The organism is Agromyces sp. NPDC058126, assembly GCF_042884595.1.
GTDB lineage: Bacteria > Actinomycetota > Actinomycetes > Actinomycetales > Microbacteriaceae > Agromyces.
Map to the genome: position 1 here is coordinate 480,691 of NZ_JBHVTS010000002.1, position 18,191 is coordinate 498,881.

At 70.6% G+C, this 18,191-nt stretch carries 13 protein-coding genes; 3 read left to right on the top strand and 10 right to left on the bottom strand.

All coding sequences use genetic code 11. The features are described 5' to 3' along the window. Positions 1–18: 18 nt before the first annotated feature. The 6 genes from murQ to ACFVTR_RS07500 form a co-directional block, all read right to left on the bottom strand. Positions 19–981, bottom strand: coding sequence for an N-acetylmuramic acid 6-phosphate etherase (murQ, locus tag ACFVTR_RS07475; RefSeq protein ID WP_387036090.1), 963 nt, complete (start codon positions 979–981; stop codon positions 19–21). After that, positions 978–2,270 carry an anhydro-N-acetylmuramic acid kinase gene (locus ACFVTR_RS07480; RefSeq protein WP_387036092.1) on the bottom strand — a complete coding sequence of 431 codons (1,293 nt, stop codon included), beginning with the start codon at positions 2,268–2,270 and terminating at the stop codon, positions 978–980. The genes murQ and ACFVTR_RS07480 overlap by 4 nt, the downstream gene beginning before the upstream one ends. Then, positions 2,267–3,688 carry a glycoside hydrolase family 3 protein gene (locus tag ACFVTR_RS07485; protein WP_387036094.1) on the bottom strand — a complete coding sequence of 474 codons (1,422 nt, stop codon included), beginning with the start codon at positions 3,686–3,688 and terminating at the stop codon, positions 2,267–2,269. Before ACFVTR_RS07485 ends, ACFVTR_RS07480 begins: the two co-directional genes overlap by 4 nt. 41 nt (positions 3,689–3,729) lie before the next feature. Further along, entirely contained in the window at positions 3,730–4,575 is an 846-nt protein-coding gene (locus tag ACFVTR_RS07490) for a carbohydrate ABC transporter permease (RefSeq protein WP_376944638.1), read from the bottom strand. 74 nt (positions 4,576–4,649) lie between these two features. Then, complete coding sequence (locus ACFVTR_RS07495) at positions 4,650–5,618, bottom strand: carbohydrate ABC transporter permease (RefSeq protein ID WP_157422955.1); 969 nt, start codon at positions 5,616–5,618, stop codon at positions 4,650–4,652. Positions 5,619–5,622: 4 nt separating this feature from the next. Further along, positions 5,623–6,915, bottom strand: coding sequence for a sugar ABC transporter substrate-binding protein (locus ACFVTR_RS07500; protein ID WP_387036095.1), 1,293 nt, complete (start codon positions 6,913–6,915; stop codon positions 5,623–5,625). Positions 6,916–7,067: 152 nt separating this feature from the next. Here ACFVTR_RS07500 and ACFVTR_RS07505 point away from each other — a divergent pair, with 152 nt between their 5' ends. Then, positions 7,068–8,018, top strand: a complete 951-nt coding sequence (locus tag ACFVTR_RS07505) for an N-acetylglucosamine kinase (RefSeq protein ID WP_387036097.1) — start codon at positions 7,068–7,070, stop codon at positions 8,016–8,018. A gap of 124 nt (positions 8,019–8,142) precedes the next feature. On the opposite strand, the gene ACFVTR_RS07510 is transcribed toward ACFVTR_RS07505, so the two are convergent. The 3 genes from ACFVTR_RS07510 to ACFVTR_RS07520 all read right to left on the bottom strand — a co-directional run bounded on the left by ACFVTR_RS07510 (position 8,143) and on the right by ACFVTR_RS07520 (position 9,881). Then, a complete protein-coding gene (locus ACFVTR_RS07510; protein ID WP_387036098.1) occupies positions 8,143–8,445 on the bottom strand; it encodes a putative quinol monooxygenase in 303 nt (100 codons plus the stop codon). Between the two features lie 45 nt (positions 8,446–8,490). Continuing rightward, positions 8,491–8,919, bottom strand: coding sequence for a PKD domain-containing protein (locus ACFVTR_RS07515; RefSeq protein WP_387036100.1), 429 nt, complete (start codon positions 8,917–8,919; stop codon positions 8,491–8,493). 395 nt (positions 8,920–9,314) lie between these two features. Continuing rightward, complete coding sequence (locus ACFVTR_RS07520; protein ID WP_387036102.1) at positions 9,315–9,881, bottom strand: hypothetical protein; 567 nt, start codon at positions 9,879–9,881, stop codon at positions 9,315–9,317. A gap of 396 nt (positions 9,882–10,277) precedes the next feature. Here ACFVTR_RS07520 and ACFVTR_RS07525 point away from each other — a divergent pair, with 396 nt between their 5' ends. Further along, positions 10,278–12,011, top strand: a complete 1,734-nt coding sequence (locus tag ACFVTR_RS07525; protein ID WP_376943836.1) for an ABC transporter ATP-binding protein — start codon at positions 10,278–10,280, stop codon at positions 12,009–12,011. Continuing rightward, a complete protein-coding gene (locus tag ACFVTR_RS07530; protein WP_387036104.1) occupies positions 12,008–14,143 on the top strand; it encodes an ABC transporter ATP-binding protein in 2,136 nt (711 codons plus the stop codon). The genes ACFVTR_RS07525 and ACFVTR_RS07530 overlap by 4 nt, the downstream gene beginning before the upstream one ends. Positions 14,144–14,242: 99 nt before the next feature. On the opposite strand, the gene ACFVTR_RS07535 is transcribed toward ACFVTR_RS07530, so the two are convergent. Continuing rightward, positions 14,243–18,139: a S8 family serine peptidase gene (locus ACFVTR_RS07535; RefSeq protein WP_387036106.1), complete on the bottom strand. Its 3,897-nt coding sequence runs from the start codon at positions 18,137–18,139 to the stop codon at positions 14,243–14,245. Positions 18,140–18,191 lie beyond the last annotated feature (52 nt).

The window sequence follows — 18,191 nt, forward strand, 5'->3', positions numbered from 1 at the left end:
TCCTTGTGATCGCGCGCCCTATTCGACGGTCGTGTCGCGCACGCTGGAGAGAGCATCGCGCAGCACTCCATCTTCGGCGGCGAGGCGCGCCAGCGCGAGTTTCGGATCCACCCCAGTCATGGTGACGAGGATCGCGGCCTTCACGTGCCCGTCGACGGAGGCGAGCGCGGCGGAGGCCGCAGCGGCGTCCACCCCGGTCGCCTGCATCACGATGCGTTCGGCGCGCGCACGCAGCTTCGCGTTGGTGGCCTGCACGTCGACCATGAGGTTGCCGTGCACCTTGCCGAGGCGCACCATCGCGATCGTCGAGATCGCGTTGAGCACGAGCTTCTGCGCGGTGCCGCCCTTCAACCGCGTGGAGCCGGCGACGATCTCGGGGCCGACGACGGTCTCGATCGCGAGGTCGGCGGCCGCGCCGATCGCGGAGTCCTCGTTGCAGGCGAAGCCGATGCTGAGCGCCCCGACGCGCTTCGCGTACTCGATGGCGCCGAGCACGTACGGGGTGCGCCCCGATGCCGAGATGCCGATGAACGCGTCGGCGGGGCCGAGCCCGATCGCCTCGAGGTCGGCGGCGCCGAGCGCCGGGTCGTCCTCCGCGTTCTCGACGGCCGTGCGCAGCGCGCCGTCGCCGCCGGCGATGAGTCCGACGACGAGCGCGGGGTCGGTGCCGAAGGTCGGCGGGATCTCGCTCGCGTCGAGCACGCCCATGCGCCCGGCGGTGCCGGCCCCGGCGTACACGAGGCGGCCGCCGCCGCGCAGGCGGGCGACGATGGCGTCGACGGCCGCGGCGATCTGCGGGGTCGCCTCGGTGACGGCCGCGACGGCCTGGGCGCTCTCGGCCTGCATGGCGGCGAGCTGCGCCTCGGTCGAGAGCAGGTCGAATCCGGCGTGGGCGTCGTTGACCTGTTCGGTCGAGAGTTCGCCGAGCAGTTCGCGCAGTGCGTGATGCTCGGACGACTGCTGCGGTGCGTGACCGCTCATGGTGTTGCTCCCCCGTTGGTGCGGTGTTCGTCGGTGCGGTGTTCGATGGTGCGGTGTTCGATGGCGATGGATGCCACGCCGGCGAGCGGCGCGGGCAGGTCGAGCGGCTGGGGCCCGGGCGAGAACCGCCCGAGCACGCGCGCGCCCGCAGGGTCGGGGCGGAGCTCGATCGGCACGCCGTGCCGGCTGCAGTACCCGAGGAGCGCGAACATGAGCGACTCCTTGAACGCCGGGTCGAGGCCGCGGGCGGCGCTCGACTCGACGGAGATGCCGCGCGCGGTCGCGTGCTGGGCGATGCGCGCGAGCAGCACCGGGTTCAACGCTCCGCCGCCCGAGCAGACGAGGACGACGGGTGCGTCGTCGACGAGTGCGTCGACGACGGTGCGCGCGGTGAGCTCGGTGAGCGTCGCGACCAGGTCGGCGACGGGCAGCACGCCCCGGGGGTCGGCCCCGGTCTCGCCGCCCGCCGTCGCAGCCATCGCGGCGAGCGCCGCGTCGACGACCCCGAGATCGAAGGTCTCACGCCCCGTCGACTTCGGCGCGCGCGCCGCGAAGTACGGATGCGCGAGCAGTGCGGCGAGGAGTCCCTCGTGCACCCGCCCGGCGGCGGCGAGCCGTCCGCCCTCGTCGTAGCCCTGCGCGCCCGCCGAATGACGGTCGACCACGGCGTCGATGAGGCAGTTGCCGGGGCCGGTGTCGAAGGCCACGACCGAACCATCGGCGCCGACGAGCTGCACGTTCGCGATGCCGCCGAGGTTCACGGTCGCGATCGTGCGCCCGACGCCGCGGGCCTCGCCTCCCAGCCAGAGCCGGTCGAAGAACGCCATGAGCGGCGCGCCCTCGCCGCCCGCCGCGATGTCGGCCATGCGCACGTCGGACAGGACGGGCACGCCCGCGCGCTCGGCGATCCACGCGGGCTCCCCGAGCTGCAGGGTGCCGCGGGCATGCCCGTCCTCGACCCAGTGATGCACGGTCTGGCCGTGCGAGACGATGAGCTCGGGCGTCGCGCCCGAGGCACGGATGCCCCCGGCCGCCGCCTCGGCGAAGGCCTGGCCGAGCTCGGTGGTGAGCCGGTTCCACCCGCCCGCGTCGAGCGCCTCGCCGGCCGCGACCGACAGGATCCTCGCGCGGAGCGCGGGGTCCCAGTCGACGGTGCTCGTGTGCAGCGGCGTCAGCCGCAACGGCGTCGCGTCACTCGCTCGCTCGGGGGCTCGCGCAGGTTCGATCTCGACGACGGCGACGTCGATGCCGTCCGCCGAGGTGCCCGACTGGAGCGAGAGCACGATCACGCGCCGGCTCCCGACTCGAGCAGTTCGCTCGCGACCTCGGCGGCGAGCCGGCTCGCAGCGCGCGTGTGCAGCGTCGGCAGCGGCAGCGGCTCGCCCGGCATCCCGGTGTCGACCACGACGGCATCGGGACGGATCGCCGCGATGTTCTCGACCCGGTCGCGCTGCGGTCCCGGTGCGCCGACGGCGTCGACGATCACGACCAGCTGTCCGTCGCCCGGCACCGCGGCGTTTCCGCGCAGCACCCGGCCGCCGGCCGCGAGCGCCCGCTCGACGTAGTCGGCGTCGCTGTCGACGGCGAGCGTCGAGCGGCCGCGCACGTCGAGCACCGAACGGGATCCCGGGAGCGCCGGGATCTCAGCGTCCACCGTGATCGCCTCGCGGGCGACCCGGCGGGTGTCCAGCGGCATCCGCGTGTTCGACGGAGCCTCGTCGAGCGAGACCGCGAGCCGTCGCACCCGATCGGCGGCGCGCTCGACGATCGCGACGTCGAGCGTCCCGTCGTCGATCGCGGCGAAGATCGCCTGCTGCACCTCGCGGAAGTCGCGCACGTCCTGGTCGGCGACGGCCGCCGCGCCGAGGTTCGTCGGGTTCGAGATGCAGAGCAGGTCGGCGCCCGCGCGGAGCGCCTGCACCGCCCCGGGGCCGGCCCCGACCGATTCGCGCACCGCGGCCATGTCGAGCGCGTCGGTGATGATGACGCCCTCGAAGCCGAGCTCGCGAAGCCGACCGAGCGCGATCGGGTTCAGGGTCGCCGGCGCGGCGCCCCACTCGGGCACGATGATGTGCGCGGTCATCACGGCGGCGACCCCCGCGGCGATCGCCGCGCGGAACGGCGGCAGATGCATGCGCTCGAGCTCGTCGAGCGAGATCGTGAGCTCGGGCATCGCATGGTGCGAGTCGAGGTGCGTGTCCCCGTGCCCAGGGAAGTGCTTCACGCACGCGGCCGCACCGGCCCGCTGGATGCCCCGGAGCTGCGCCACGGCGTGCCGCGAGACGAGCTCGGGGTCGGCCCCGAACGAGCGCACGCCGATGACCGGGTTGCGCGGGTCGGTGTTCACGTCGGCGACCGGCCCGAGCACCACGTTCGCCCCGACGGCGCGCGACCGGTCAGCGAGCTGTTCGCCCACCGCCTCGGTCGCCGCGAGGTCGTCGACGAAGCCGAGCTGTGCCGCGCCGGGCAGCGTCGAACCGAGCGCCGCGTCGACGCGCGTGACGTTGCCGCCCTCCTCGTCGATGCCGACGAGGAGCGGCCGGGTCGCCGCGGAGTAGGCGGCGAACTCGGCGGCGAGGGTCGGAGCTCCTCGACCGGCCGTGTCGTGCAGGTTGTGCGCGAAGAGCACCGCGCCCGCGAGGCCCGCGTCGAGCTCGCGGCGAAGCCAGTCCGGAATGCTCCGGCCGAGGAAGCCGGGCCAGAGCACTCCGCCCACCTGTGACCTGATGGTGGGATCGTCCGCGGCGGTCACCCCTTCACCGCGCCGGCCACGAGGCCGCTCGACAAGCGACGCTGGACGATGACGAAGAAGATCATGACCGGGATCGTGATGATCGTGGACGCGGCCATGATGTAGCCCCACTCGTTCGAGTGCTCGCCGAAGAACTGCTTGAGGCCGATCGCGACCGTGTAGTTCTCGGTCGCCCCGCCGAGCAGGGTCATGGCGAAGATGAACTCGTTCCAGGCGGTGATGAACGAGAACACGCTCGTCGCGACGAGGCCGGGCATGACGAGAGGCAGCAGCACCGAACGGAACATCCGGCCCCAGCTGGCGCCGTCGATGTACGCGGCCTCCTCGAGCTCGACGGGCACCGCCGCGACGAAGCCGCGCAGCATCCAGATGCCGAACGGCAGCGAGAGCGCGACGTAGACGACCATGATGCCGAGCAGCGTGTTGAGCAGCTGCAGGTCGCGCACCTGCACGAACAGCGGGATCACGAGCGCCTCAAGCGGCACCATCTGCACGATCAGGATCATGAGGAGCATCGCCGTGCGGAACTTGAAGCGGAAGCGAGCCACCGCGACGGAGGCGAGCAGCGCGAGCAGCGCGCTCGCGAGCACCGTCACGACGGCGACGATCGCCGAGTTGCGCAGGAACACGTCGAACCCGCCCTCGGTGAGCACGTACTCGAAGTTCTCGAGCGACCACTCACGGGGCAGGAGCTGCTGCCCGCCCGCGCCGGCCTGGGCGTCGAAGGCGCTCGAGAGCATCCAGAACGCGGGGAACAGGGTGAAGCCGAGCAGCAGCACGACGAGCACGGCCTTGCCGCCCGCGATGCGCGCCTTGCGCGCCGACTTGCGGCTCTTGCGCAGCTGCGCGACATCGGTGGATGCCTCGGGCCGGGTGCTGCGCGAGGCATCCGACCGCGTGTTCGTGGTGGTGGTGCTCACAGCTCCTCCTCCTTCAGCATGGTGCGCACGTACACGACGGTGATGCCGAGCAGTACGAGGGTGAGCAGCACGGCGATCGCCGAGCCGAAGCCGTAGCGGTTCTGGCCGAAGGACTCGACGTACGACCAGACGCCGAGGTTCAGCGCCTCGCGATTCGAGCCGGCGCCGCCGGGCATGAGGTAGACCTGCGCGAAGACCTTGAAGTCCCAGATCGTCGACAGGATGATGACGACCGCGAAGACCTGCTTGAGGTTCGGCACGATGATGCGCCAGAAGCGGCGCCAGGGGCCGGCGCCGTCCATCTCGGCGGCCTCGAGCATCTCCTTCGGCACCCCGAGGAGGCCGGCGAGGATCGTGATGGCGACGAACGGGAAGCCGTGGTGGATGACGTTGAGGAGGACGATGCCGTAGAAGGTGTACCGGTTGGTGAACCAGTTGACGGGCTCGTCCTGGAGGCCGAGGGCCTGGAGGGTCTCGTTGACGATGCCGCGGTCGGCGTCGAAGATCCAGATCCAGACGTAGGTGCCGGTGACCGCGGGCATGGCCCAGGCGATCATGATGGCGCTGCCGACGACGGTGCGCCAGAAGCCGCCGAGGCTCGCCATGAGCACGGCGACCGCGGTGCCGAGGGCGACGGTGCCGGCGACGGCCAGCACCGCGAAGCCGACCGTGTTCGGCAGCACGACGGTGTAGAGCTCTGGGCTCGTGAAGATCTCGCCGTAGTTGGCGAGGCCGATCCAGTTGGGCTCGCCCGAGACGATCTCGCGCAGGCCGTAGTCCTGGAGGGAGAAGAGGAGCACCCGCACGAGCGGCCACAGCAGCAGCACGGCGAGCACCGCGAGCGCGGGGGCGAGGAGGAGCCAGGGGCGGCTCCGGGTCAGGAGGCTCTTGCGGGCGGCCCCGCCGGCCGCGCGGGGAGCCGAAGCTCCCGGCGCGGCCGTCGGAACCTGAAGGGTGTTCGACACGAGGTCAGCCGTTCATGATCTCGTCCATCTCCGCGGCCGCGTCGGTGAGCGCCTGCTCGACCGTCTTCTGCCCGGAGAGGATCGCCTGGATGGCGGTGTTGGTGGTCTTCTTCGCCTGGACGGCGCCGAACTTCGGGGTCACCGGCGGGGTGCCGCCGCCCTCGACCATCTGCTGCGCGAAGGGGCGCACCAGCGGGTCGTCGGAGGCGATCGCCTCGTCGAGGAGCGAGGTCTGGCCGGGGAAGTACCCGGTCTCGTCGCCCCACTGCTTGGCGAAGTCACCCGTGGTCATCAGCTTGATGAACTCCCAGGCGAGGTCCTTGTTCTCAGCCGTCTCGAACATCGAGAGGTGCGAGCCGCCGAGCACCGACGGGGCGATGCCGCCGTCCTTGCCGGGGATCGGGGTGGCGGCGAACTTGCCCTCGAGCTCGGCGTTCTTCTCGACGATCGCGGCAGGGGTCCACGAGCCCATGAGGGCCATGGCGACGTTGCCCTGCGCGAAGTTGTCGAGCACGTCGGTCTCCTTCCACGTGGTGGCGCCGGCCGACGAGAAGCCGTGCTCGGTCGCGAGGCCGGTGTAGAAGCCGACGCCCTCCTGCGACTCGGGGCTCGCCATGCCGGAGACCCACTCGTCGCCCTCGAGCGTCGAGACCTCGCCGCCCGCACCCCAGACCCAGGGGTACACGCCGAACTCGGCGTCACCGGGGACGGCGAAGGGCATCATCTCGGGGTGGGCGGCCTTGATCTTGTCGCCCGCGGCGACGATCTCGTCCCACGTGGTCGGGGCTGCGAGGCCCAGCTCGTCGAAGATGTCGGAGCGGTAGACGAGCGAACGGACGCCGGCGTACCAAGGCATGCCGTAGAGCTCGTCGTCGTAGGTGCCCGCAGCGACGAGGCCCTCGACGAGGTCGTCGCCCAGGTCGTCGGCCGCGACGTACTCGTCGATCGAGGCCAGTGCGCCGGCGTCGGCGAACTCCGCGGTCCAGGTCGTGCCGGTCTCGGCGACGTCGGGCGTGGTGCCGCCCGCGATCGACGTGACGAAGCGGTCGTGGGCGTCGGCCCACTGCACGAACTCGACGTCGAGCTCGGCGCCGGTCTTCTCGGTGAAGGCGTCGGCGACCTCGTCGAAGTAGGCGTCCGAGTCGGGGTTGGTGCCTTCCATGATCCAGACGGTCAGCGTCTGGCCTTCGGCGTTCGTACCGCCGTCGCCGTTGTCGCCGGAACCGCCCGAGCAGGCGGTCAGGCCGAGCGCGGCGGCGACGCCGAGCGCGGCGATCGGGAGGAAGCGCTTGTTCATCAGGATGGTCTCCTCGTTGAAACTGGTCGTGGGCGCAGGGGCCCTGGCTGTGATTCTCTGGACAGACGTGATCCGCGAACAGATCGACTCTCTGGAAGTAGTATTCGGGAATGGCGCCAAGATTGCAAGAAACTTCCGAACGGTCGGAAGTCGTGCTGGGCATCGACGTGGGCGGCACCGGCGGCCGGGCGGCGCTCGAGCCGCTCGCAGGCGCGTTCGGCGACGAGCGCGTGCTGATCAGCGGGCCGCCCGTCGCGATCACCTCGGGCGGGAGCTCGGCGCTCGCCGTGACGGGGGCGCTCATCGAGGAGGCGCGCGCGGCGCTGCAGGTGCGGTGGCCCGATGCGCGGATCGTCGCCGTCGCGATCGGCGCGACCGGGATCGCCTCGCTCGTCACGAATCCGGCCGCGTCGCTCGCCGCCCTGTCGGAGGCGGCCGGCGGTGCGCCCGTCGCGCTCGCGATCGACGCGGTGACGGCGCATCTCGGCGCGCTCGCGGGTGAGCCCGGTGCGGTCGTCGCCGTCGGCACGGGCACGATCGCGCTCGGCACCGACCTGCACGAGGTGTGGCGACGCGTCGGCGGCTGGGGCCACCTCTACGACGACCGGGGCTCGGGCGCGTGGATCGGCATCGAGGGCCTGAAGGCCGCGATCCAGACGCACGACGGCGTCACCGCGGATGCCTCGGCGCTGCTCTCGGCGGCGGAGTCGCGCTTCGGCGCCGCGCCGACGTGGCCCGCCCAGCTCTACACGCGCGACGACCGGGGCTCGGTGCTCGCCGGGTTCGCGGCGGATGTCGCGGGGCTCGCCGCGGTCGGCGACGTCGTCGCCGCACGCATCATGACGGACGCGGGCACCCTCGTCGCCCGCACCCTCGCCGCCGCGCTCGACCCCGCACTCCCCCGCCGCGCGGCGGGCCTCGGCGGCGTGTTCGCCGCCGGCGGCGAGTTCACCGCGGCGTTCACCGCGGAGTTCGCCCGGCTCGCCCCCGACGCCTCGCTCGTCGTCGCACGGTCGACACCGCTCGACGGTGCAGTGCGGCTCGCGCGGCTCGTCGCCGCCGGCGAGGTGCCGGCGGGGCATCCGCCGTATCTCTGGCGCTGACCCGCTCGGTCGGCACGCCGCTGCGCGTGCCTCGGCTGCCGGGCATGGCGTGAACAGGATGAGCGCGGCAGCGGGCCCGCCGACAGCGTTGCCAGCAGGCTCATCCTGTTCAACCCTGCCCCGGTCAGCCGCGGAGCGGCGAACCGACGACCTGGAAGCGGTGCCCGTCGTGGTCGCCGCTCAAGAGCGGCATGACCTCGGCGATCGACGCGCGCACCTCGGGGAGCTCCAGTGAGGCCTGATGCGCCTCGGCCGACTCCCAGAGCTCGCTGACGTAGACGAAGTCGGGCTGCTCGTCGTTGAAGCCGACCTCGTAGAGGAGGCAGCCGTGCTGCCCGAGCTCGGCACCCGGTCGGGTGAGGATCTCGATCACCTGGTCGCGGGCACCCGGCTGCACGCCGAGCCGCCCGACATTCGCGAAGGTCATGCCGCGATTCTCACGTGCCCCGCCGACACCGTGCGCCTGCTGCGCTCAGCAGCCGGGACCGTCGGGGTCCGCGTCGCAGTCGTCCTTCGTGAGCACGGTGTCGATCTCGCCCACGAGCACCGGCTGCGGATCGCCTGCGACCGCGAGGGTCCCCGCGATGCCCTGCCAGCCCGACCCGCCGAAGCGGTACTCCGCGGCGAGCGCGACCTCGAGCGTCACTGTGTACTCGCCGGGCTCGGCGTAGACGTGGCTCGTGCCGGTCTGGCTGAACTCACGGAGCCCGAGCGCCTCCCAGCTCGCACCCGCCGTCGGGCTCGTCACGGTCGCCCCGTCGCTGTGCACCCAGCGGTACCCGACCGGGGTGAACCGCACCTCCGCGGGCCGGCCGAGCAGCGTTCCCGCCACGACCTCCACGGAGGACGACGCCACGAAGTTCGCCGGAAGCCCCGCGACCGCCCATCCGCCGGGCTGCATCTCGTTCCCCGGCTTCGCCGGCCGGAACGAGGCGATGTCGCGGAGCGTGACCGTCGCGGGTGCTCCGGGTGCGGGCGGGGGCGGGGTCGTCTCGGGCCGCGCGCACGCCGCCTGGAAGTTGGCGTCGCAGAGTCGGGACCAGTCCTCGCCGGACCAGACGTCGGCTTCGCCGGGTGGTGGGCTATGCCCGGCGTCGCCTGAACCCGAGTCCCCATCGCCGTGAGGCAAGGCGGGTACCGCATGAGGCGCGTCCGCACCTTCACCGCGGATTCCCGCTTCAATCTCAGTCGCTCCGTCGGTGTTTTGGCCCGTCAAGTAGTCGACCTCGTTTCCCGCATACGCGGCAGTCCCACCAACGAATAGCAGTCCGGTCGCCACGAGTATGGCGCCACCCGCTAGCAGAAATCGTCGCCGGGCCAAGGCTCAGATCCCGCGGGGAGCAATCGTTCAGGGTCGTCAAGTGCCGAGACAAACTCGAGCTGAAGTGGGCGACGTTCGATCCTGTCGCTCGGAGTTACGTCGACGCCGTCGGCATCCAGGACGCGAACCTCCGAGACGTCCAGGCATGCATAGACGGACACCGCGGCGCCACCGCTCCTATCTTCGTACTCGATGAGTTCGATGCCGTCGACGCTCGAATCGCCAGATGTCCTTTTCCCACTCAAGCGAAGCTGAGCCAGTGACTCCTCGAGTTCCGCCGCGTAGGCGCTCTCTGCAAATGCGCGAATCCGCTCGGAGTTCTCACCACCCGTCTGGGTGAGCTCATCGACAACTGCGAGATACACCTCGTACGCCTCCACCGCGGCGGCGAGCGCCTCCTCGTCGGAGGCGAAGATCGGTGCCCCGCTGGCGGTCGGCGTCGGCGCTGGCGACGGATCCGCTTCGGGCGCGCATGCACTCAGCACGAGAGCCAGCGCGCCGGCGGCGGCGAGCGCGGCGACGCGCGTGCTCGGGATCGACATGGCGTCCACGATAGGTGAGGCGCGGGCGGGTTCGAGCCGGTTATCCACAGGGCGCGTCCTCGGTTCGACGGCGACGGTACCGGAGTACCGAAGTACCGGCCTCGAGCGCGGCAAACATCTCGACCGGCGGCCGGAGAACGGCGCGCGGCATCCCGTCTTCGCGCGCTGAATCGCACCCGCAGGGCCGCCGATTTCGCCCTCGGTGAACGCAATGGGTCGGATGACCCGGTGCGCTTGATTCCTGATCAGCAGCGTGTTTGGCTGTAACGCTGCAATGTCGGACGGGGGTGCGACGATGCAGTTCGGGCGGGAGAGCCACCAGCTCCGCAACGGTCGCGCGCGCACGAATGCGTCGGGGTCGAGGCATCCGCCATTTCGCCGATTCCTGGAGATCACATGCTCGGAAGACTCCTGCTCAAGTACCTCAAGCCCTACTGGTTGCTCCTCGTCGGCGTTCTGGTCTTCCAGTTCGCCTCGGCCATCGCGACCTTCAACCTGCCCAGCCTGAACGCCGACATCATCGACAACGGCGTCTCGAAGGGCGACACCGACTACATCTGGTCGACCGGCCTGCTGATGCTCGCCATCTCGCTCGGTCAGATCACCGCGTCGATCATTGCCACCTACTTCGCGGCGAAGGCGGCGATGCAGGCCGGCCGCGACATCCGCGACGACGTCTTCGAACGCGTCTCGAGCTTCTCCGAGCGCGAGGTGTCGAAGTTCGGCCCCGGCTCGCTCATCACCCGCAACACGAACGACGTGCAGCAGGTGCAGATGCTCGCGATGATGGGCGCCACGTTCCTCGTGACCGCCCCGATCCTCGCGGTCGGCGGCATCATCATGGCGCTCCGGCAGAACGTCGAGCTCTCGTGGCTCATCGCCGTCGCCGTGCCCGTGCTGCTCGTGATCGCGATCGTCATCATCAGCCGCATGGTGCCGCTCTTCCGCAGCTACCAGCACAAGCTCGACAACGTGAACCGCATCATGCGCGAGCAGCTCACCGGCATCCGCGTGGTGCGCGCCTTCGTGCGCGAGCCCATCGAGGAGGAGCGCTTCAGCGAGGCGAACACCGACATCATGGTGATCGGCCGCAAGGTCGGTTCGCTGTTCGTGCTGCTGTTCCCGCTGTTCATGCTCGTGCTCAACGTCACCGTCGTCGGCGTCGTCTGGTTCGGCGCGATCGAGGTCGACGCGGGCACCGTGCAGATCGGCACGCTGTTCGCCTTCATGCAGTACGTGATGCTCATCCTCACGGGTGTGCTCATGGCGAGCTTCATGACGATCATGATCCCGCGCGCCGCGGTCTCCGCCGAGCGCATCTCCGAGGTGCTCGACGCGAACACCTCCCTCGAGCGCCCCGCGAACCCGATCACCGAGTTCACGACGCCCGGCACGATCGAGTTCGCCGACGCCGAGTTCACGTACCCGGGTGCCGAGCACCCGGTGCTCTCGGGCATCACCTTCGGGGCCGCCCCCGGCGAGACGGTCGCGATCGTCGGTTCGACCGGTGCAGGCAAGACCACGCTGGTCTCCCTCCTCCCCCGCCTGTTCGACGTGACCGGCGGCAGCGTCAAGGTCGGCGGCGTCGACGTGCGCGAGATCGACCTCGAGCACCTGTGGGCGACCATCGGCCTCGTGCCGCAGCGACCGTTCCTGTTCACCGGCACCGTGGCATCCAACCTGCGATTCGGTCGCGAGGAGGCCACCGACGACGAACTGTGGCACGCGCTCGAGATCGCGCAGGGCCGCGACTTCGTCGAGGAGATGGACGGCCAGCTCAACGCGAAGATCTCGCAGGGCGGCACCAACGTGTCGGGCGGCCAGCGGCAGCGCCTCGCGATCGCCCGTGCGATCGTGCACAACCCCGGCATCCTCGTCTTCGACGACTCGTTCTCGGCGCTCGACCTCACGACCGACGCCAGACTCAGGCAAGCACTCTGGAGGGAGTTGCCCAACGTGACGAAGATCGTCGTCGCGCAGCGCGTCTCGACCATCACCGACGCCGACCGCATCGTCGTACTCGACGACGGCGGCATCGTGGGCCTCGGCACTCACGACGAACTGCTCGCCACGAGCGAGACGTACCGCGAGATCGTCGAATCCCAGCTCGGAGTGGAGGCCGGCGCATGAGCTCCCGCACCGCAGAAGCAGGCAAGAACGCCAAGCCCGAGCCCGAGCTCACCGAAGAGGAGCGCCTCGAGATCGAGCTCGGCGAGCAGGCGCGCATCAACGCCGACGACTGGTCGGGCGCGGTCGCCCCGGGCAAGGCGAAGAACTTCGGCCAGAGCTTCGGGCGCCTCGTCGGCCTCCTGAAGCCGCACGCCTTCGCGTTCGTGTTCGTCTCCATCCTCGGCGCGCTCGGCGTCGTGCTCACGGTGCTCGCACCGAAGGTGCTCGGCGAGGCGACGAACATCCTGTTCGAAGGCGTCGCGTCCACCGCGCTCGGCCAGCAGTTCCCCGCCGGCACCTCGCAGGAGCAGGTCGTCGAGGCGCTGCGCGCCGCCGGCCAGACCGACTTCGCGAACATGGTCGCCGCGATGGAGAACTTCCAGGTCGGCGCGGGCGTCGACTTCGTACGCCTCAGCCAGGTCGTCATCATCGTGCTGGGGCTGTACTTCCTCGCCTCGGTGCTCACCTGGCTGCAGGGCTACGTCATCAACGTCATCATGGTGAAGACGATGTACCGCCTGCGCGAGTCGGTCGAGGCGAAGATCAACCGCCTGCCGCTCAGCTACTTCGACAAGGTGCAGCGCGGTGAACTCATCTCGCGCGTGACGAACGACATCGACAACATCACCCAGACGATGCAGCAGTCGCTCTCGACCGTGATCACCTCGGTGCTCACCGTCGTCGGCGTGCTCATCATGATGTTCTCGATCTCGTGGCAGCTCTCGCTCGTCGCCCTCGTGTCGCTGCCGCTCATGGGCGTGATCTTCGGCGTCATCGGGCCGAAGTCGCAGAAGGCCTTCGGCATCCAGTGGCGCAAGGTCGGGCGCCTCAACGCCCGCGTCGAGGAGTCCTTCTCGGGCCACGCGCTCGTCAAGGTCTACGGCCGCGAGCAGAGCTCGCGCGCGGCGTTCAAGGCCGAGAACCAGGAGCTCTACGAAGCCAGCTTCAAGGCGCAGTTCCTCTCGGGCATCATCATGCCCGGCATGATGTTCATCGGAAACCTGACGTACGTGGGCATCGCGGTGCTCGGCGGCCTGATGGTCGCGAGCGGCCAGCTCCGACTGGGTGACGTGCAGGCGTTCATCCAGTACTCGCAGCAGTTCACCCAGCCCCTCTCGGAGCTGGGCGGCATGGCGGCGGTCGTGCAGTCGGGCACCGCCTCGGCCGAGCGCGTCTTCGAGCTGCTCGACGCCGAAGAGCAGGAGCCCGACGCGAAGGACGCTCCGGCACCGGTCGACGGTGACGGCACCATCGTGTTCGACCACGTCGCGTTCTCGTACTCGCCCGAGCACCCGCTGATCACCGACCTGTCGTTCCGGGTCGAGCCGGGGCAGACGGTCGCGATCGTCGGCCCGACCGGCGCCGGCAAGACGACCCTCGTGAACCTCATCATGCGGTTCTACGAGCTCGACGGCGGGCGCATCCTGCTCAACGGCCAGAACATCGCCGACCTCACCCGCCGCGACGTGCGGGCGAAGACCGGCATGGTCCTGCAGGACCCGTGGCTGTTCGCCGGCACGATCCGCGAGAACATCAGGTACGGCCGTCAGACGGCGACCGACGACGAGGTGCTCGCGGCCGCGAAGGCGACCTACGTCGACCGCTTCGTGCACTCGCTGCCCGACGGCTACGACACGAAGCTCGACGAGGACGCGTCGAACGTCTCGGCGGGTGAGAAGCAGCTCATCACGATCGCCCGTGCGTTCGTGGCCCAGCCGAGCGTGCTCATCCTCGACGAGGCGACGAGCTCGGTCGACACCCGCACCGAGCTGCTGCTGCAGCACGCGATGGCCGCGCTCCGCGAAGGCCGCACCTCGTTCGTGATCGCGCACCGTCTCTCGACGATCCGCGACGCCGACCTCATCCTCGTGATGGAGCACGGCGACATCGTCGAGCAGGGCAACCACGACGAGCTCATCGCCGCGAAGGGCGCGTACTACCGCCTCTACAACTCGCAGTTCGAGCAGGCGGCGACCGACCTCGACGCCGAGCAGGCGCTCGGCGACTCGACGGTCGTCACGGCCTCCGACGCCGAGCCGCAGGCCGGTCTCCTCAAGGGCATCGAAGCCGAGATGGCCGAAGAGATCGAGTAGCCGAGCACGCGGCACGCAGAGCTGAGGCCCGGACGACCTTCGTCGTCCGGGCCTCAGTCCGTCTCAGGATGTCTCAGCACGCCTCAGCGGCGTCGGGACTCAGCGACCGCCCTTCTTCACGGGGGCGACCTCGAAGGCCCGCTCGATCTCCTGGCTGAAGCTGCCGCCGGCCTCGTCGGTCGACGTCACCCGCAGGTCGACCCAGCCACCGGCATCCGGCACGCTGATGTCGGCGTCGTAGCTCACGAGGTACGAGCGCCCGGCCGGGAACCCGCCATCGGGCACCTCACCCGGGCCCGAGTCATCCGTGGAGACGATCTCGAGGTCGACCGGCTGCCACTCGCCGCCGGCGGTGCGCACCTCGAGGGTCGCGCCCGACACGGCCGCCGAACCGACGGCACCGCTGATGTGGCCGATCTCGAGCCCGAGCTCGACGGGCTTGCCCTTCTTGCGGTCGGCACCCACGCGTCCGCGCTCGTCGAGGTCGACGTCGTAGTACGCCTGCATCATCGGCAGGATCTGCCGGGTGTAGTCGCTCGAATCCCAGGTCGACGAGAACGCCCACTCGGTGCGCGTCATCGTCGATGACGGCAGGGCGCCGCCGTCCTGGGTCGTCGTGTTCACCACGCGGACGTCGTGCTCGCCGTCGGGGATGCCCCAGCCGTTGAGGCTCTGGTACTCCGACGTCTTCACGAGCTCACCGTCGAGGTGCAGCTCGATCGACTGCGTGATGCCGGGGGTGCCGGCGTACATGTCGATTCCGCCGGTGCGCTGCGCCGAGTCGCCGTCGGCCCACGAGGGCAGGTTCAGCTGGATCCCGTCGCCCGAGCGCAGCGGCGCCCAGTAGCCCGGACCCACGTAGGGGCGCACGACGGAACCGAAGTAGCTCGCCTCGGTCTGTTCGCCCGGCTCGTACGCCCGGACGACGTCTCGGATGTCCCAGCCCCAGTCGACCGAGTTGACGTTCTGGTACCACTCGACCTGGTCGGTGTTCACCCACTCGGTGCGTTCGATGCCGCGCGAGGTCCGCATCGGGTATCCGGTGCCGTACTCGGTGCTCGGCACGAAGTCGTACCGGTACTCGCCGACGGTCGACCCCTTCTCGCCGTAGTACGTGGTGTCGATGCGCGCGAGCTTCTTCGGACGGTACGCGAGCTTCTCGGGAACCGAGCCGTCGCTGTACCGGGCGATGTCGAACACTTCCTCAGCGATCGGCATGCCCTCACCCGTGACGGTGACGGGCTTCTTGGCGATGGCGTCGAGCACCTTCCGCCCCTGCACACCGCTGATCGCGGCGACCGGGATGGCGACGTCGGTCGTGTAGTCCTCCGAGCCCACCCATTCGCTGAGCTCGCCGTCGCCGTCGTTGACGACGATGAGCAGCTTCGCTCCGGCCGCGGCCGCGTTCGCGGCACGAGCCGACGCCGACACCGTGTCGGATCGCGTGACGACCGCGACCTTGCCCTTCACCTCGGCGGCCGCGAACTCCTCGGCGCTACCGAGTCCGGCTGCGACCGCGCGGACGCGGACCTCGCCGTCGAGCAGCGTCGAACCGGCCTGCGCGATGAGGTCGAGCTCCTCCTTGCCCGCCTTCAGCGCGAGCAGCGGATCCTGCAGGCGCCACCGGGTCGTGAAGTCGAAGCTCTCGGCCTCGGGGGCGTCCATCGGCTGCGCGTAGAGCTCGTCGATCCACACTGGCGCGAGCGCGCTGCCGCTGAAGCCGTCGACCTTGAAGTCCATGCGGCGCACGACCGCCTCGACCTCGTCGTCGCCCACATCGACCGTGACCGGCTTGGCGGCGCGGGCGTCGAACGCGACGTTCTTCGCCCCGTCGAGCACGACGTCGGGGTCACCGACGAGCGCGATCGCCGCCGTGTCGGCGTCACGGTCGACGTTCATGAACGACATCACCGAGTAGAGACCGGCCGGCAGGCGCAGGGTGGTCTCGCCGGCGACCCCGAACGAGGCGTACCAGCCCGTGGCCGCGTTCCAGATCCATCCGTAGGTGTCGGTCGGCTCGCCATCGAAGTCGGTCGCCGTGACGGTGAGGTCATACCGCTCGGCCTCGGCGATCACACCGAGGGCGGTACGGGTGGCGATCTCGCCGTCGACCGAGGCGGTGAGCGCGCCCGACAGCTGCGCGCCCGCGGGCACCTTCGCCGGGTCGGCGGTCATCGTCACCGTGCGGGTCTCGCCGGCGGGGATGGTCACCTCATCGGCGTCGATCGCGAGCACGTCGGATGCCGCGCGGGCGGACATCGGCTCGAGGCCGCCGCCGCCCGAGCCGGGGGTGGTGTCGACGAGGGAGGCCTCGATCGTCAGCACGACCTCGGCGTCGCCGCAGTTGGTGTACTCGATCGTGCGAGCGACCGGCTCCGCGGCCTCGCCCCACGAGAGCATGCCGAAGTCGCCGGAACCCGAGGCGACGATCGTCGAGTCGACGGCGTTCGCGACGTCGACCACGCCGGCACCGACTTGGTACGGGGTGAGTCCGACGTCGGTCGCGGTGCTCACGAGCGCCGCGCGCAGCTGGGCCGCGGTGTACTCGGGATGCTGCTGCTTGACGATCGCCGCGGCACCGGCGACGTGCGGCGTGGCCATCGAGGTGCCACTCATGCCGATGTACGCGCCGTCACCGGGGCTGTCGGCCGAACGGGCGGCGGTCACATCGTTGCCCGGACCGGCGAGGTCGGGCTTCAGCGCGCCGGAGCGGACGAGCGGACCCTGGCTCGAGAACCACGAGAGCTCGCCGCTCGGGTCGTCGACCGAGCCGATCGTGAGCGCGCTCGCGGCGGCGCCGGGCGAGCCGATCGTCTCGGGCGACGACGAGTTGCCCGCCGCGACGACGAAGAGCGCGTCGGTCTCGGCCGAGATGGTGTTGAGCGCCTCGGACATCACGTCGAGTCCGTCGGAGCCCTGGCGGGTGCCGAGGCTCATCGACACGATGTCGGCGCGCTCGGCGGCCCACTCCATCGCGGAGATGATCCACGAGTCCTGGCCCGAGCCGCCCGCGTCGAGCACCTTGCCCACGAGCAGGTCGGCACCGTCGGCGACGCCGCGGTGCGTGCCGTCGCTCGCGGCCCCGTTGCCGGCGATCGTCGAGGCGACGTGGGTGCCGTGGCCGTTCGGGTCCCACGCCACCTCTTCGCCGGGCACGAAGCTCGTCGACTCGGCCAGCACGCGGCCCGCGAGGTCGGGGTGGGTGTCGTCGTACCCGGTGTCGAGCACGGCGACGGTCACGCCGTCGCCGGTGTAGCCGGCGGCCCACGCCTCGGGGGCTCCGATGTACGGCACGCTCGAGTCGAGGGTCGCCTCGACCTTGCCGTCGAGGTGGATGGCCTCGACGCCGCCGCCGAGCTTCGCCTCGGCCGGGTCGGCGCTGAAGGCGCGGGCGCCCGCGGCGGGCGCCTCGGTCAACGCGGCCCAGGTGTCGGCGGCGCTCGCGTGGTCGGCGGTCGCCGCGGCGCCGCCGATGCTCGCGAGCGGCGCGCCCATCTCGACGCCGGGAACCTGAGTCGGTGCCGAGCGGCGGCCGGCCGCGGCATCCTCGAGCTCGACGATGATCGGGGTCGCATCGACCGAGGCGTCGTCGTAGCCGAACTCGATGAGCTGCGACACGTTGAAGAGATCGCGATCGAGCACCCCCGACGCGAGGTAGGGCATCGCGGCGGCGGGCAGCACATGCAGGTCTCCGTCGACCTCGATGGTCTGCACGCCGGCGCCCGGCTGCGCGGTCTCGATCTCGACGGCATGCGTGCCGTCGGCGAGGTCGGTGACGCGCACGCGGTCGCCGGTGATGAGGGTGACCGCGTGCTCGTCGGCTGGGGCGGCGGCGGGCGCGTTCGGGGCGCCTCCCCCACCGCCCGGATCGCCGGGATCGGCCACCGCCGGCAGGGCGGCGGCGCCGATGCCGGCGACGCCGATCGCGATGCCGCTGATGGCGGCCGCGATCGAACGGGAACGGCGCGATGCTGGTGTTCTGTTGCTTCGTGGCATGTAAGGGATACCTCTCGCATGTCGGATCTGACTTGCTGAGCACGCTTCCACA